The 15,186-nt window shown below is 68.0% G+C and carries 14 protein-coding genes, 1 pseudogene and 1 riboswitch; of the genes and pseudogenes, 5 read left to right on the top strand and 10 right to left on the bottom strand.

Annotation, left to right across the window (positions count from 1 at the left end; genetic code table 11):
• Nucleotides 1-3 precede the first annotated feature (3 nt).
• Complete coding sequence (gene yhjD / locus BTO20_RS27160; protein WP_087079077.1) at nt 4-1,023, top strand: inner membrane protein YhjD; 1,020 nt, start codon at nt 4-6, stop codon at nt 1,021-1,023.
• Between the two features lie 12 nt (nt 1,024-1,035).
• Here the strand turns inward: yhjD and BTO20_RS27155 are convergent, their stop codons facing one another.
• A complete protein-coding gene (locus BTO20_RS27155; protein WP_087079076.1) occupies nt 1,036-1,353 on the bottom strand; it encodes a DMT family transporter in 318 nt (105 codons plus the stop codon).
• Between the two features lie 11 nt (nt 1,354-1,364).
• Nucleotides 1,365-1,429, bottom strand: a riboswitch (guanidine-III (ykkC-III) riboswitch).
• A gap of 50 nt (nt 1,430-1,479) precedes the next feature.
• Between BTO20_RS27155 and BTO20_RS27150 the strand changes: the two genes are divergently transcribed.
• On the top strand, nt 1,480-2,295 hold the full coding sequence (locus tag BTO20_RS27150; protein ID WP_087079075.1) for a nitronate monooxygenase: 816 nt from the start codon (nt 1,480-1,482) through the stop codon (nt 2,293-2,295).
• Here the strand turns inward: BTO20_RS27150 and nagA are convergent.
• The 4 genes from nagA to BTO20_RS27130 are packed head-to-tail and all read right to left on the bottom strand — an operon-like array spanning nt 2,270 to nt 6,802.
• Complete coding sequence (gene nagA, locus BTO20_RS27145; RefSeq protein WP_087079074.1) at nt 2,270-3,430, bottom strand: N-acetylglucosamine-6-phosphate deacetylase; 1,161 nt, start codon at nt 3,428-3,430, stop codon at nt 2,270-2,272. The two genes, BTO20_RS27150 and nagA, sit on opposite strands and share 26 nt — an antisense overlap.
• Entirely contained in the window at nt 3,427-4,440 is a 1,014-nt protein-coding gene (locus BTO20_RS27140) for an SIS domain-containing protein (RefSeq protein ID WP_198344577.1), read from the bottom strand. Before BTO20_RS27140 ends, nagA begins: the two co-directional genes overlap by 4 nt.
• 41 nt (nt 4,441-4,481) lie before the next feature.
• Nucleotides 4,482-5,393, bottom strand: a complete 912-nt coding sequence (locus BTO20_RS27135; RefSeq protein WP_087082760.1) for an N-acetylglucosamine kinase — start codon at nt 5,391-5,393, stop codon at nt 4,482-4,484.
• Nucleotides 5,390-6,802 carry a sugar porter family MFS transporter gene (locus BTO20_RS27130; RefSeq protein WP_087079072.1) on the bottom strand — a complete coding sequence of 471 codons (1,413 nt, stop codon included), beginning with the start codon at nt 6,800-6,802 and terminating at the stop codon, nt 5,390-5,392. Before BTO20_RS27130 ends, BTO20_RS27135 begins: the two co-directional genes overlap by 4 nt.
• A 118-nt stretch (nt 6,803-6,920) precedes the next feature.
• Here BTO20_RS27130 and BTO20_RS27125 point away from each other — a divergent pair, with 118 nt between their 5' ends.
• Entirely contained in the window at nt 6,921-7,622 is a 702-nt protein-coding gene (locus BTO20_RS27125) for a GntR family transcriptional regulator (protein ID WP_087079071.1), read from the top strand.
• 483 nt (nt 7,623-8,105) lie between these two features.
• Here BTO20_RS27125 and BTO20_RS40715 read toward each other — a convergent pair.
• Nucleotides 8,106-8,270: pseudogene (locus BTO20_RS40715) on the bottom strand (TetR/AcrR family transcriptional regulator); the annotation flags it as partial.
• 115 nt (nt 8,271-8,385) lie between these two features.
• Between BTO20_RS40715 and BTO20_RS27115 the strand changes: the two are divergent.
• A complete protein-coding gene (locus tag BTO20_RS27115; RefSeq protein ID WP_087082758.1) occupies nt 8,386-9,231 on the top strand; it encodes an alpha/beta fold hydrolase in 846 nt (281 codons plus the stop codon).
• On the opposite strand, the gene BTO20_RS27110 is transcribed toward BTO20_RS27115, so the two are convergent.
• From BTO20_RS27110 to BTO20_RS27095, 4 genes are all read right to left on the bottom strand, one after another.
• Nucleotides 9,228-10,484, bottom strand: coding sequence for a D-alanyl-D-alanine carboxypeptidase family protein (locus tag BTO20_RS27110; protein ID WP_269770303.1), 1,257 nt, complete (start codon nt 10,482-10,484; stop codon nt 9,228-9,230). The two genes, BTO20_RS27115 and BTO20_RS27110, sit on opposite strands and share 4 nt — an antisense overlap.
• Nucleotides 10,485-10,552: 68 nt before the next feature.
• The gene (locus BTO20_RS27105; RefSeq protein ID WP_087079070.1) at nt 10,553-11,539 is read right to left on the bottom strand and encodes an SMP-30/gluconolactonase/LRE family protein; all 987 of its coding nucleotides are present in this window, start codon (nt 11,537-11,539) and stop codon (nt 10,553-10,555) included.
• Between the two features lie 80 nt (nt 11,540-11,619).
• Nucleotides 11,620-13,005, bottom strand: coding sequence for an aspartate aminotransferase family protein (locus BTO20_RS27100; RefSeq protein ID WP_087079069.1), 1,386 nt, complete (start codon nt 13,003-13,005; stop codon nt 11,620-11,622).
• A complete protein-coding gene (locus tag BTO20_RS27095) occupies nt 13,002-13,526 on the bottom strand; it encodes an Lrp/AsnC family transcriptional regulator (protein ID WP_083166612.1) in 525 nt (174 codons plus the stop codon). Before BTO20_RS27095 ends, BTO20_RS27100 begins: the two co-directional genes overlap by 4 nt.
• A gap of 124 nt (nt 13,527-13,650) precedes the next feature.
• Between BTO20_RS27095 and BTO20_RS27090 the strand changes: the two genes are divergently transcribed.
• Nucleotides 13,651-15,138 (top strand): gamma-aminobutyraldehyde dehydrogenase, encoded by a 1,488-nt coding sequence (locus BTO20_RS27090; protein WP_198344084.1) that lies wholly within the window; start codon nt 13,651-13,653, stop codon nt 15,136-15,138.
• The last annotated feature ends 48 nt before the right edge of the window (nt 15,139-15,186 follow it).

The following is a 15,186-nucleotide window of genomic DNA, read 5'->3' as shown; positions in this document are numbered from 1 at the left end:
TGCGTGAACGAGCAGGAGAAACCGGGATTCCTTGACCGGCTGCGGACTCGCTTTCCGTGGTTCGACAGGGTGATGCGCGCCCAGGATCGGTATAACGACTGCAACGGCAACTTCTACGCCGCCGGGATCACCTACTTCACCATCTTTTCGCTGTTCCCGCTGTTGATGGTCGGGTTCGCACTCGGCGGGTTCGTGTTGGCCAGCAAGCCCGACCTGCTCGCCGAGCTCGAGAACCGCATCCGGTCGGTGGTCTCCGGTGACCTCGGTCATCAGTTGGTCACGCTGATGGACTCCGCCATCGCCTCCCGCGGCACCGTCGGCGTGATCGGTCTGGCCACGGCGGCCTGGGCGGGGCTGGGCTGGATGGCCAACTTGCGTGAGGCGCTGAGCCAGATGTGGCTGCAGCACAAGACCGATGCCAGTTTCGTCGGCACCAAGCTGTCTGACCTGCTGGCGCTGGTGTCGGCGTTTCTGGCGGTGGTGCTCACCATTGCGCTCACCGCATTGGGCGACCCAGAGTTGATGCGGAAAGTGTTGCGGTGGATCGGCTTACACGACTTCGCCGCGCTCGGCGGCGGGCTGCGGGTGGTGTCCATCCTGGTGTCGGTGCTGATCTCGTGGGTGTTGTTCAGTTTGATCATCGCCCGGTTGCCGCGCGAGTCCGTGCACTTCCGCAGCGCTCTGCGGGCCGGGTTGCTGGCTGCCGTCGGGTTCGAGGTGTTCAAGCAGGTGGCGTCGATCTACCTGCAGTCGGTCACCCGCGGCCCCGCGGGGGCGACGTTCGGTCCCGTGGTGGGTCTCATGGTGTTCGCCTATGTCACCGCGCGGCTGATCCTGTTCGCCACGGCATGGGCGGCGACGTCGGCGGAGAGCCTGGCCGAACAGACCGTGCCACCGCCCGACCCGGCGCAGATCACCACGCGGCTGCACATCAACGAGGGGCCCGGCGTCTCCGGTCTGATCGCCGCCGCGGCAGCCGGTGCGATTGGCGCGCTGGGTATTTCGCGGCTGCTGCGGCGGTAGCCGGGATCGGGGCTAGTGGGTGACGGCCTTGAGCCCGATGATGCAGCCGACGACGCCGAGCATCAACAGAACCTTGATCACCGACGCGGATTCTGCCCCGGTCAGCATCGCGAAGGCGATGGTGAGTACGGCGCCGATGCCGACCCATACCGCGTAGCTGGTGCCCGGTGGCAGGGTGCGCATCGCGATGGCCAGACCACCCATCGACAACGCCAATGCGACGATGAAGATCACGGACGGAACCAACCGGGTGAAACCCGCGGACTTGCTCAGCGCGGTGGCCCACACCGCTTCCAGCACACCGGAAACAACCAGAATCCACCAAGCCATGGCCAACCTCCAAGGCCCGTCTTGTCGCTGTCCGGGTACGGTGCCACCCTCGTCCGGTGCCAGATCCTGGCAGGCGCGAGTGTAACATCGCCGGGTGTGAGCATCGTTACCGACTGGGCGCGCGAGATGGGCCTGGATGTGCCAATTGTCAACGCGCCCATGGGCGGTGCGGCCGGTGGCAGGTTGGCGGCGGCAGTGTCACGGGCCGGCGGCCTCGGGATGATCGGCATGGGCAGCGCCGCGACGGCCGAGTTGCTCAAGCGTGAACTCACCGCCCTCGGCCCCCTCGACCGTCCGTTCGGCATCGGCCTTGTGCACTGGGTGATGAGCAATCAGCCCGAGCTGCTCGACGAGGCGCTGGCCGCCCGGCCGGCGCTGCTCAGCGTGAGCTTCGGTGAGGACTGGGAATGGGTCCGGCGGGCCCACGACGCCGGGGTCCGGGTGACGACACAGGTTGCCACGGTCGACGCCGCGCGCCGGGCCGTCGACGCGGGGGTGGACGTGCTGGTGGCCCGCGGCGCCGAGGGCGGCGGGCACGGTAGGCCTGTTGTCGGCACGCTGCCTCTGCTGACCGAGGTGCTCGACGCGGTCGAGGTACCGGTCCTCGCCGCCGGTGGCATCGCCTCGGCGCGCGGCGTGGCCGCGGTGCTGGCGGCCGGCGCCGCCGCGGCGTGGGTGGGCACCGCGTTCTCCACGTGTGTCGAGGCGATCACGCCGGAGTCGGCGCGCGACGCATTGCTCGCTGCCGATGCCGGATCGACGACGCTGACCTCCGAATTCGACATCGCCTCCGGATACGGTTGGCCCTCAAGCATTCCCGAGCGCGTGCTGGTCGACGCCGCGGGCCGGGCCACGCCGGTCAATGCCGGCGAGGGGGTCGGCATGGTGACCCGGGCCCTGACCGCCGCGGAAACCATCACAGCGCTGATGAATCGAGGCTGATCGGGTCCGCCCAGCGGCCGCTCGCCATCACGGCCTGCACGCCAAGGTCGGCATCGAGCACCACAAGATCGGCGCGCAGGCCCGGCGAGACGCTCCCGACGTCGGTGAGCCCGAGAGTGCGGGCCGGTGTTGTCGCCGTCATCTGTGCCGCGGCGGCCAGCGCAGCATCGGACGTCGAGACGTCCACGGCTGCACGGAATATCCGGTCCATCGTCGCCGTGCTGCCGGCGATGGTCGACATGCCCCGCACCCGCGCGACATGGTCGGCGACGTCGACGTCGAGTGTGCCGAGCCGGAACGACCCGTCGGCCAGTCCGGCCGCGGCCATGGCGTCGGTGATGAGCGCGACCCGCTCGGCGCCCGCGAACTCGATGACGTGGCGCAACAGGGCGCGATGCACATGCACGCCGTCGGCGATCAGTTCCACGGTGACCCGCGGGTCCTCCAGCAGAGCCATGGCCGGGCCGGGGTCGCGGTGGTGTAACGGCCGCATCGCGTTGAACAGATGGGTGCCGACGGTGGCACCCAGTTCTACCGCCCGGTGGGCCTGCTGATAGCTGGCATCGGTATGGCCAACTGCGACAACGACTCCGGCGTCGACCAGCAGCCGGATCGCGTCGTCGCCGCCGGGCAGTTCGGGTGCGATGGTGACCATGCGGATGGCACCATCGGCCGCGGCCAGCACGGCGTTGATCTCCGTCGGGTCCGGATCGCGCAGTTGGGTGGCGTCGTGCGCGCCGCAGCGCGCCGAGCTGAGCCACGGGCCCTCCAAATGGATCCCGGCCACCACACCGGCATCGGTGGCTTCGGTGAGCGCCGCGACCTCGCGCAGCAGGTCGGCCGGCGATGCGGTGACCAGACTGGCGAGCGTGGTGGTGGTGCCGTGGCTGCGGTGAAACGTTGCCGCGCGGATGATTTCGTCGGCCATGCCGTCGGTGTAAGACGCACCGCCCCCGCCGTGCACGTGGATGTCGACGAATCCCGGGACCACGATCGCATCCGGATATTCGATATCCGCAGGCCATGGGGGCGCGCCGGCGCCGCAGCCGACGATGCGGTCCGCGCTCGTCTCGATCCAGCCCGGACGGTGCACGCCGTCGGCGGCCACCACGGTGCCCGCCGCGATCAGTGTCACAGCGTCTCCGTGACCTTGCGCAGCCCGCGCGGCTGGTCTGGGTCACCGCCGCGGGCAAGCGCAAGATGCAGGGCAAGTTGTTGCAGCGGAAGGATTTCCAGCAGTGGGGAAAGATCGTCGGGCACGCCGGTGGGCAAGGCGATGCCGCCGGCCAGCCCGGCCAGTGCGGCCGGTGCGCCCACGCCGAACACGTCGGCGTGCCGCTCGGCCAACCGCTCCAGCACCGGCAGCATGGCCTGCCCGCCTGCGCCGTCGGGCACGATGGCCAGCACCGGTACCTGCGGGTCGACGGTGGCAAGCGGTCCGTGGAGCAGGTCGGCTCCCGAGAATGCCTGCGCCGAAAGGTAAGAGGTCTCCATGAGTTTGAGGGCGGCTTCCCGGGCGGTGGGATAGGAGTAGCCGCGCGCGGTGGTGATGAGTCGTTGCGCGAAGCGGTAGCGTTGCGCGACCTCGCGGACCTGCTCACCGGAGGCCAGCACGGCCTCACCGAGTTCGGGCAGGGCCTCGGCGCCGCCTCCGTCGCCGCCGCTGCTGAGCAGCAAGCGCAGCGCCAGCAGCTCAGCGGTGTAGGACTTGGTCGCTGCCACTGAGCGTTCCGAGCCGGCCAGCACGTCGATGTGGATCTCGGCGGCCGCGGCCAGGTCGGATTCGGCGTTGTTGGTGACGGCGACGGTCAACGCGCCCGCGGCCCGGGCGACCTCCACCGAGCGCACCAGATCGGGCGACCCGCCGGACTGGCTGACCGCGATGTAGAGCACGTCGCGCAGATCGGGCCGAGCTCCATAGACCGTGACGGTCGACGGCGACACCAGCCCAGCGGGCAGGCCGTGTTTGATCTCGATCAGGTACTTGGCGTACAAGGCGGCATGGTCGCTGGTGCCGCGGGCCACCAATTGCGCGAAACGTGGTGCGCTCTGGGCGATCCGGTCGGCAGCGGCCCGGATCGGGTCGAGCCCTTCGGTGAGCAGACGGCGCCATACCTGCGGTTGTTCGGCAATCTCGGCGGCCATCAGGTGGCCGGGGGCGCTCACGGGGGTGGCGTCAAGGTTGCTCACTTCTTCTCCTTCTCGGGATCACATGTCAGTAGTAGTCGTTGGGCAAGTTCCACCGCACCCCGTACGGGGTCGACGGCCAGTACCCGGACGTCGGTGAACTGCTGTTCGGTCAATCGGGTGCGCACGGCCTTCTGCAGCGCGGGCTGATGCACGGCCAAGCCGCCGGCCAGCACCACCGGACCGGCTGAACCGAGCCGCGTGCCGACCGACACCGCGAGCTCGGTCAGTGCCGCGGCGGCGGCGTCGATGATGTCGCGGCTCACCGGGTCGCCATCGCGGGCCAGCTCGAACACCACGCGGGCGCGTCCGGCCCAGTACCGCCGGTCGGGCTGGGCGTAGAAGTGGTCGAGCAGTTGTTCGGGCAGTTGCAGGCCACAATCGGCGGCCAGCTGCTGGCCGAGCCGGTCTGCGGGCTCGCCCCGGTCGGCGCGGATCAGGCTGCGCCGCACCGCTTCCCGGGCCACCCAGTAGCCGCTGCCTTCGTCGCCGAGCAGGTAGCCCCAGCCGCCGGCCCGGCTCTGCTGATCGCCGTGGCGCCCCCAGGCCACCGAGCCGGTGCCGGAGATGACGGCGATGCCGTCCATGACGCCCGCGGCGGCCAGGATCAGCTGGCTGTCGTGCACCACCCGGATGCGGGCACAGGGCAGTCGGCGGGCCAGCAGATCATGCAGCCGGGCTTCGCCGTCGGGGGTTTCGACGCCCGCCGCACCGGCACAGACCGCTTTGATTCCGCTGGTGCCCAACTGGTCGAGGATGACGTCGAGCTGCCTGCCGGCTTCTTCGAGACCCACCGACGAGATGTTTGCGCTGCCGGCCAGGGCCTCGGCGACCACCGTGCCATTCTCCACCCGCAGGGCCTGGGTTTTCGATCCGCCGATGTCCAGGCCGAGCACCGCGGCCGAGCTCATCGTCCGGTCGTCTCGGCCTCGGCGCCGCTGGCGGACACGGCCGGCCACTGGCCGCCGTTCTCCCAGAAGTGCCGGATGTCCTCCAACTGGCGGCCCTTGGTCTCCGGCGCGAACTTGTAGACGAAGACGAAGGCCAGCAGGGCCAATGCACCGAACACCGCGAAGGTGCCGGAGCCGCCGAGGGTTTGCAGCATGGTGAGGAAGAAGCCTGCCACGATCGCGTTGGCCACCAGGTCGGAAGTGAGCATCGCGCTGGAACCCATCGAGCGCAGCCGCGAGGGGAAGCTCTCGCCCGCGTAAACCCAGACCAGCGCACCGAAGCCGAAGGTGAAGCCGACGGTGAACAGCAGCACCCCGATGAAGCCGAGCGCTGTCAGCGCCCCGCCGAAGTTCTCGCCGGCGACGAAGACGCCGATCAGCAGGGCGTTGGCCAGCACCATCATGGCGATGCCACCGAGCAGGATCGGGCGGCGGCCCAGCCGGTCGACGAGCACCAGCGATACGAACACCGCGATCAGGGCGGCGACCTGGACCAGGGCGGGCAGGATCAGCAGCGCGAAGTTGCCGTGGAAGCCCATGGCCTCGAACAGTTTCGGGCTGTAGTAGACGATGGCGTTGATGCCGGTGATCTGGATGAAGAACCCGAGTACGACGACGAACACGGTCGCCCGCAGGTAGGGCGGACGCAGCATCTCGCGCAACGCCCCGCCGCGTTCTTCGTGCAATGCCCGGCTGATCTCGGCCAATTCGGCGTCGACGTCGGCCGCGGGTTCGACCATCCGCAGCGTGCGGCGCGCTTCCTCGGTGCGGCCTTTGAGCATGTACCAGCGGGCGGTGTCGGGCATGCGCATCAGGATGAGGGCGACCACGACGGCAGGCACGGCGGCCAGGCCGAGCATCCAGCGCCAACCGCCCGACGCCGCCAGCGCGTAGGCGGCGAGATAGCCGATGATGATGCCGACCACCGTGGCCACCTGGTAGGCCACCAGCAGGGATCCGCGGATGTCGGCGGGGGACGACTCGGCGACGAACACCGGCACCACCACCACCGAGACACCGATGGTGAGGCCCAGCAGCAGTCGGGCGACCATGAGCATCGGCACCGAGACCGACAGCGCGCACATCAGCGCGAACACCGCGTAGGTGACCGCCACCAGCACGACGGACTTCTTGCGGCCGATCCGGTTGGCCAGCCACCCACCGATGATCGCGCCGGCGATCTCACCGATCACGACCATGGTGGTGATCCACTGCACGCCCGCGGTGTCGAGGTCGAACTCCTTGGGGATGAACAGCATGGCGCCGGCGATGTTGGACAGGTCGTAGCCGTAGATGACGCCGACGCTGGCGGCGGCGATCCCCACCAGCACCGCGAGCCGCGGGGTTTTTCGAGTTTCGGTAGAGCCCACGTGCGGTTCCTCTCGCTGCGGGATGAATGTGACGGGGTCAAATTGGTATACGCCAATATGATGGAGGTAACATTGGCATACACCAATTTCGTCCGTCAAGAGGTAAGGGAAAACTGATATGGCCGAACCTGCCCCGCCGCGGTACTTCCAGGTCAAGCTGGCGCTCGCCGATCTCATCGCAGGACTCGACCGAGGCACGTCGCTCCCTCCCGAGCGGCAGCTCGCCGAACAGCTCGGCACGTCACGGACCACGCTGCGCAAGGCGCTGGCGGAGTTGGCGGGGGAGGGCGTCCTGCGCCGTACCCAGGGCAGTGGCAACTTCGTCGCGCCGCCCAAGGTGGTCCACGTCCGGCAGTTGTCGTCCCTCACCGATGATCTGAAAGCCGAAGGGATGCAACCAACTTCGCAGATCCTCGGGCTGGAGCGGGTGCGTGCGCTGCCCGCCGTCGCGGAACATCTGGAGATCGCCCCGGGCGAGCGGATCCATCTGCTGACGCGGTTGCGGGAGGTCGACGGTGAGCCGTTGGCCATCGAGGAAGCGCACCTGCCCGGCGCGCTGCCGCGGCTGGAGGCGCGCCTGGCCGAGACGGGTTCGCTGTACGCAGCGTTGCGGGATTGCTACGACCGCGCTGTGCACTCGGTGGAGGACACCGTCGAGACCGCGCTGGCCAATCCGGACCAGGCCGAGCTATTGCAGATCGCGACCGGCCAGCCCCTGCTGCTGGTACACCGCACCAGCCGGGACAAGACCGGCCGCATCGTCGAGTGGACCAGGTCGGTGTACCGCGGCGACCGGTTCCGCTTCGTCGCGCGGGCCTAGACTTTCCCCGCCGAGCAGACGCTGCGGTTCGCGACACGCCGCGGTTGGCGGACCTACATGTCTGCTCGGCGGGGGACAATCCCGCGCCGGGAGCCCCGCCGCTTGTCGTGCCGCCCGGACGAACGAGCGCTTCGTCGTCTCGATGCCGTCGAGATAGCCGCCGACGAGCGCGGCATCACGCAGCAAGACCAGCGATGCCGCGACGTCGGCGGGCTCGTCGCGCCCGGCCGCGGCCTGTTCGAGTGCGCCGCGAAACCAATTGCGATGCATCGCAATGAGTTTGCGGACTTTGCTGTCGGGGTCGGGATATTCGGCGGCGGCATTGATGAAGGGGCAGCCGCGGGTGTGGTAGCGCGCGATGTCTTCGGCGATCCCGTCGATCACGAGCTCGAGCATGTCGTCGTCCGGGCCTGCGTGCGTCTCTGCGTCGGAGAAGTAGCCGCGGATGGTTGCATCCTCCAGCGCGAGATAGGCCTCGACCAGACCTTCCTTGCCTGCGAAGTGCCGGTACATGGTGGCGCGGGTGACGTTCGCGTCGGCGAGGATGCGGTCCACGCCGACGGAGTGGATCCCCTCCCGGTAGAACAGCTTCGCTGCGGTGCGCAGGAGGCGTTCGCGGGCCTGCGAGACGGGTGTCGACGGTTCCATGCCACGACGGTACGCCGGGAGGCAGAACGTTCGTTCTGCAATCGGGAACAGATCGCGCGAGACTCTGGTTACAGCCGAACAGAACGACCGTTCTTTCTACCGATTGGAGATCGACATGACCACCACCATCACCCCTTCCGAACAGTCCGAGATCGACCGCGCCAACAGCTCCGGAGCTCAGCCCGTCGTCTTCGTCCACGGCCTTTGGCTGCTGCCGACCAGCTGGGACAACTGGCGCGGACTGTTCGAGGAGCAGGGCTTCGTCACCCTGGCCCCCGGCTGGCCGGACGACCCGGCAACGGTCGCGCACGCACGCCGCGCCCCCTCGGTGTTCGCTCACAAGACGGTCGGTGCCATCACCGAGCACTACGCCGAGGTGATCCGAGCCCTTGACCGCAAGCCCATCGTGATCGGGCACTCGTTCGGCGGACTGATCACCCAGCAGCTCGCCGGTATGGGGCTGGCCGCGGTGTCGGTTGCCATCGACCCGGCGCCGTTCCGCGGTGTGCTGCCGCTGCCGGTGTCGGCGCTGCGGGCCGCATTCCCGGTCCTCGGCAATCCGCTCAACTACGGTCGCGCGGTCGCCTTGACCCGCAAGCAATTCCGGTTCGCCTTCGGCAATGCCGTGTCCGAGGAGGAGTCGAACCGGCTCTACGACGAGTACTCCGTCGCCGGTTCGGGTGCGCCGCTGTTCCAGGCTGCGGTCGCGAACTTCAACCCCGCGTCGCAGACGAAGGTCAACACCAAGAACCCGCAGCGGGGTCCGCTGCTGGTGATCTCCGGCGAAAAGGACAACACCGTCCCGTGGGCGATCGCCAATGCGTCCTACAAGCTGAACAAGAAGAACCCCAATGTCACCGAGATCGTCGAGATCCCTGGTCGCGGACACTCATTGGTGATCGACAGCGGCTGGCGCGACGTCGCCGAGCAGGCGCTCGGCTTCATCAAGCAGAACAGCTAGTGCTGCGGGCGGCGATTCAGCGACCGGGCACCCATGATCAGCAGGAACACGATGATGCCCCCGACGATCGCCACCCCCACGCGCACCGGCAGCGTGTCAGCTGCGGGCAGGACGGACGCAGCCTCCGCTGCCGACGGCGCATCGGGTTGCTTGGGTTTGGTCAGGGACGGGTCGGGATCCACCAGGGTGCCGACCTTGGTCCCCTTCGGGGTGGCGAAACCGTAGTCGAGCAGATGAGCTGCCTGCTCCCACGGGGCGATCGGTAGCCGGGTGCCGTGCATCAGGATCGCCACCAGGCGGCGGCCGTCGCGATTGGCTGCGCCGACGAAGGTCTGCCCGGCGTCATCGGTGTAGCCGGTCTTGCCGCCGAGCGCGCCGGGGTAGTTGTCCAGCAGCTTGTTGTCGTTCTCGATCGGATACGTCGGATTTCCGTCGCGCCCAGGGAAATCGAAAGACTTGGTGGCGACGATGTCGGCGAACACCGGATTCTGCCAGGCGTAGCGGTAGAACAGTCCGATGTCGTAGGCCGAGGTGCTCATGCCGGGGCCATCGAGCCCGGACGGGGTGGCCGCCCGGGTGTCGCGGCCACCGAGCTTGCCCGCCAACACGTTGATCTTCTGCAGCGCCGGGTCCATGCCGCCGAGTTGCATGGCCAGGGCATGGGCGGCGTCGTTGCCCGAGTGCATCAGCAGGCCGTGCAACAGGTCGTTGATCGAATACACGCCCCCGGGCCCGACGCCGACCCGGGTGCCCTCGGCGTTGGCGTCTTCCTGGGTGCCTTGGACGCGCTTGTTGAGATTCAGTTCGTTGAGCGCGGCCGTGGCGACGAGCACCTTGATGATGCTCGCGGGCCGGTGCCGGGCGTGCGGGTCGCGCGCGGCGATGATGTCGCCGCTGTCGAGGTCGGCCACCACCCAGGCGTCGGCGGAGATGTCATTGGGCACCGGCGGGGTGTCGGGCGCGGTGATGATGCCGCAGCCCGAGAGTGCTTCGCCCCCGATGGTTTTCGTCGGTACCGGCAGCGGCAGCGGCGGATCGCCCGCCTTCGGCACCTCCGATGAGTCGACCGCGGGTGGCGTCGTCACCTTGAACGGACAGTCCGGTGGCGGCGGTGCCGGGGCCGGCGCCGCAACCGGATCCGCCGTCGCCGTCGGCGCGATCACCAAGGCCGGTGCCGCGAGCATCGTCAACGCCGCAAGCACGGAAGATCCGCGCATGAGCGCGCGCGTCGAGATACTCCGCAAGGTCGCCATCGTGTCCGAAGGTTAGGCGATCCGGATGCCGATTCCGGGGAGCCACGCTGTGACGTATGTGACTCGTGTTAAAGCTGGGTATTAGCCAGAGCGGGAAACTCGATGGTAGACATCCACAGTTTTCCGCCCGTTTCGACGACGCCGGTGACCGCCCCGAAGGCTGGGTTCTGCGTCCGGATGCCTGCGACGGCCGCACCGGTTTCGGCGTCGAAGGCCACCACCCACACCTCGGGCTTGATTTTCGGCAGCAGGGCATCGGGCAGTCGCCACACCACTTTGCGCAGCACCGGTGGCAGCGGGGCCAGTCGTTCGGCCGCGGGAATGATCGGGCTGACCAGCGCGACCCAGATCCGATTGTCCGACCCGGTCGAGATGTTGTCCGGCATGCCAGGCAGATGTTCGGCAAGCGGTGTGACGGTCCCGGCCGCAGGCCCGCTCAGCCAGTACTTGGACAACCGGCGGCCCTGGGTTTCGGCGAACACCAACGCCGATTCATCTGCGGTGGGGGTCACGCCGTTGGCGAAGTAGAGTCCCTGAACCAGCGTGGTGACGGTGCCGTCGGGTGTCAGCCGGAACAGGCTGCCGCTGCCGCGGGCCTCCAGGATCGCGCCCTGGTAGTGCTCGAAGTGGAACCGGCTGGTCGACTCCGTGAAATAGATTGTGCCGTCCGAGGTTTCGGTGACGTTCGAGCAGAACGTCAGCGGACGCCCCTCGATCGAGTCGACCAGTGTCGTCAGCGTGCCCGTCGTCGGGTCCAACGCCAGCAGGCCGCGGTGGCTGTCGCAGATCAACACCCGGCCGTCGCGCGCCACGTGCATGCCGAGCGGACGCCCGCCGGTGTCGGCCACCACCGTCGCGGCCCCCTCGGGAGTCACGCGCACGATGCGGCCGTCGACCAGCCCGGTCCACAATTGCCCGGTCGCGTCGACGACGACGTCCTCGGGCCCGTCACCCGGCATCGGCACGACCGTCAGCTCCGCCGGCGGGAAGTCGGGGAGTGCGCCGACCGGCGGCGGTGTCCAGCGGACAGGATCGATCGGTGGTTTACGCGACACCCCACCAGTCTCGCCGAAACGGCATTCCAGCAGGCCGTTACTCGAACTTTGGCTGCCGGAATGCCGTTTCGCGGAAAGCGCTACAGCAGGTTGCCTGCCTCGCTGAGCACGCGGTGCAGGATCTCGTAGATCGCGTCGAACTCGGCCTGTCCGCTGATCAGCGGCGGGGCCAGCTGGATCACTGGGTCGCCACGGTCGTCGGCGCGGCAGTACAGCCCGGCGTCCCACAGCGCCGGGGTGAGGAACCCGCGCAGCAGCCGTTCGCTTTCCTCGTCGTTGAACGTCTCCTTGGTGGCCTTGTCCTTGACCAATTCGATGCCGTAGAAGAAACCTTCACCGCGCACGTCGCCGACGATGGGCAGGTCGTAGAGCTTCTCCAGGGTGGCCCGGAACGCCGGTGCCAGCTCCTTGACGTGGTCGTTGATCTTCTCGCGTTCGAAGATGTCGAGGTTGGCCAGCGCGACGGCCGACGAAACCGGGTGTCCGCCAAAGGTATAGCCGTGACCGAAGACGGTCTTGCCGTCGTCGAACGGCTCGAACAGCCGGTCGCTGGCGACCATCGCGCCCAGCGGCGAGTAACCCGACGTCAGGCCCTTGGCGCTGGTGATGATGTCCGGTACGTAGCCGAAGTCGTTGCACGCGAACATCGATCCGATCCGGCCGTACGCGCAGATCACCTCGTCGGAGACCAGCAGCACGTCGTAGCGGTCGCAGATCTCGCGGACGCGTTCGAAGTATCCGGGCGGCGGCGGGAAGCAGCCGCCGGCGTTCTGCACCGGCTCGAGGAACACCGCGGCGACGGTGTCGGGGCCTTCGAATTCGATGGCCTCGGCGATGCGGTCGGCGCAGTAGCGACCGAATGCCTTTTCGTCGTGGGCGTATTCGGCAGGCGCGCGGTAGAAGTTGGTGTTCGGGGCGCGGAAACCGCCGGGGGTCAAAGGCTCGAACGGTGCCTTGAACGCCGGGATGCCCGTGATCGCCAGGGCACCCTGCGGCGTGCCGTGATAGGCGATCGAACGCGAAACCACCTTGTGCTTACCGGGTTTTCCGGTCAGCTTGAAGTACTGCTTGGCCAGCTTCCAGGCGCTCTCGACGGCCTCGCCGCCGCCGGTGGTGAAGAAGACCCGGTTGAGATCGCCTGGGGCATAGCCGGCGACGCGCTCGGCCAGTTCGATGGCCGGCGGCGTGGCGTAGGACCACAGCGGGAAGAAGGACAGCGTCTCGGCCTGCTTGGCCGCCGCCTCGGCAAGTTCCTTGCGGCCGTGGCCGACCTGAACGACGAACAGCCCCGAGAGGCCGTCGATGTAGCGCTTGCCTTTGTCGTCGAAGATGTAGACGCCCTCGCCGCGGGTGATGATCGGCGGCGTGATGCCCTCGCCGTGCCGGGCGAAGTGGCCCCACAGGTGCCGGTTGGCCTTGGCGCCGAGATCGGACGTCGTTGCTGAAGTGGTATCGGTAATTGTCATCGTGTACCCCAATTGTATTGCTGTTTAACGAGTTTCAGGTAGACAAGGGTTTCGGTTGATATCACTCCCGGCAATGAGCGGATCTGCGTGTTGAGCAGCTCGAGCAAGCTGTCATCGTCCTCGCAGACCACTTCGACGATGATGTCGAACGATCCCGCGGTCAGCACGACGTAGTCGACCGAGTCCATGGCGGCCAGCTTCTCGCCCAGCTTGGTGGTGTCACCGGTGCAGCGGATGCCGATCATCGCCTGGCGGGCGAAGCCGAGTTGCATTGGATCGGTCACCGCCACGATTTGCATGACACCCGCGTCGACCATCCGCTGCACGCGCTGGCGCACGGCGGCCTCGGACAGTCCGACGGCTTTGCCGATCCCCGCATAGGAGCGGCGGCCGTCCTGCTGGAGCTTCTCGACGATCGCTTTTGACAGTTCATCGAGCTGGAAGGCGGCTCCCGGTCGAGAATGGTTGACACGAAACGGGACGGGGGCGGGCGCCAGCTCGTGACCATCGGGGTTGGTCATACCGTCGATTCTGCACGGAATTCGTTGTTTGAGGCAACTATTTCAATGAAATCGATCGTTTGGGTGGCGTCTCGCTGCGGTATCCCGTAGAGATCGGTGTCCTCATCCGATACCGTATGGCTCCATGAGTGTGGCAGTGAACGTGGCGGGCAATTGGATCAGCGGTTCGGCAGTGGCGACCGGTGGACCGGCGCACACCGTCATCAACCCGGCGACCGGTGAGGCGGTCGCGGAGTACGCCATGGCCACCCCGGCCGACGTGGACATCGCCGTCGCGTCGGCCAGGGCGGCGTTGCCGCAATGGTCGACGGCCACTCCCGCGGAACGCTCCGCAGTGCTGGCCAAATTGGCGAAACTGGCCGACGAACGCGCCGACGACCTGGTCATCGAGGAAGTCAGCCAGACCGGCAAGCCCGTGCGGCTGGCCCGCGAGTTCGATGTGCCGGGCAGTGTCGACAACATCGACTTCTTCGCCGGAGCGGCGCGGCACCTGGAGGGCAAGGCCACCGCGGAGTACTCGCCGGACCACACCTCGAGCATCCGGCGCGAGGCCATCGGCGTCGTCGCCACCATCACGCCGTGGAACTATCCGCTGCAGATGGCGGTGTGGAAGGTGCTCCCCGCATTGGCCGCGGGCTGCTCCGTCGTCATCAAACCCGCCGAGATCACCCCGCTGACCACGCTCACGCTGGCCGGGCTCGCCAGCGCCGCCGGACTGCCCGACGGGGTCTTCAACGTGGTGACCGGCGGCGGCGCCGACGTCGGCACCGCCCTGGCCGGGCACCGCGACGTCGACCTGGTCACCTTCACCGGCTCCACGCCCGTCGGCCGCAAGGTGATGGCAGCCGCGGCCGTGCACGGCCACCGCACCCAGCTCGAGCTGGGCGGCAAGGCCCCGTTCGTGGTCTTCGACGACGCCGATCTGGACGCCGCCATCCAGGGCGCGGTCGCCGGCGCGCTGATCAACACCGGGCAGGACTGCACCGCGGCCACCCGGGCCATCGTCGCGCGGCCGCTCTACGACGACTTCGTCGCCGGTGTGGCCGAGGTGATGAGCAAGGTGGTGGTCGGTGATCCGCACGATCCCGACACCGATCTGGGACCGCTGATCTCGATGGCGCACCGCGACAAGGTGGCGGGCATGGTGGCACGGGCTGCCGGGCAGGGTGGTCGCGTGGTCACCGGTGGCGTGATCCCGGATCTGCCGGGCTCGTTCTACCGGCCGACGCTGATCGCCGATGTCGCCGAGGACTCCGAGGTGTACCGGGACGAGATCTTCGGTCCGGTGTTGACGGTCCGCGCGTTCAGCGACGACAACGACGCGCTGCGCCAGGCCAACGACACTGACTACGGTCTGGCCGCCTCGGCGTGGACCCGCGACGTCTACCGGGCACAGCGGGCCTCACGGGAGATCAACGCAGGCTGCGTGTGGATCAACGACCACATCCCGATCATCTCGGAGATGCCGCACGGTGGCGTGGGTGCGTCGGGCTTCGGTAAGGACATGAGCGACTACTCGTTCGAGGAGTACCTCACCATCAAGCACGTCATGAGCGACATCTCCGGCGTCGCTGAAAAGGGTTGGCACCGCACGGTATTCAGCAGGCGCTGAGCACCCTCTCGCCGACACTACGGTTTGTGGTGCGAATCCGCCTGATTC

It is taken from the genome of Mycobacterium dioxanotrophicus (assembly GCF_002157835.1).
GTDB lineage: Bacteria > Actinomycetota > Actinomycetes > Mycobacteriales > Mycobacteriaceae > Mycobacterium > Mycobacterium dioxanotrophicus.
The sequence above is the reverse complement of the archived record's forward strand: the minus strand, read 5'-3'. Positions and strand labels throughout refer to the sequence as shown.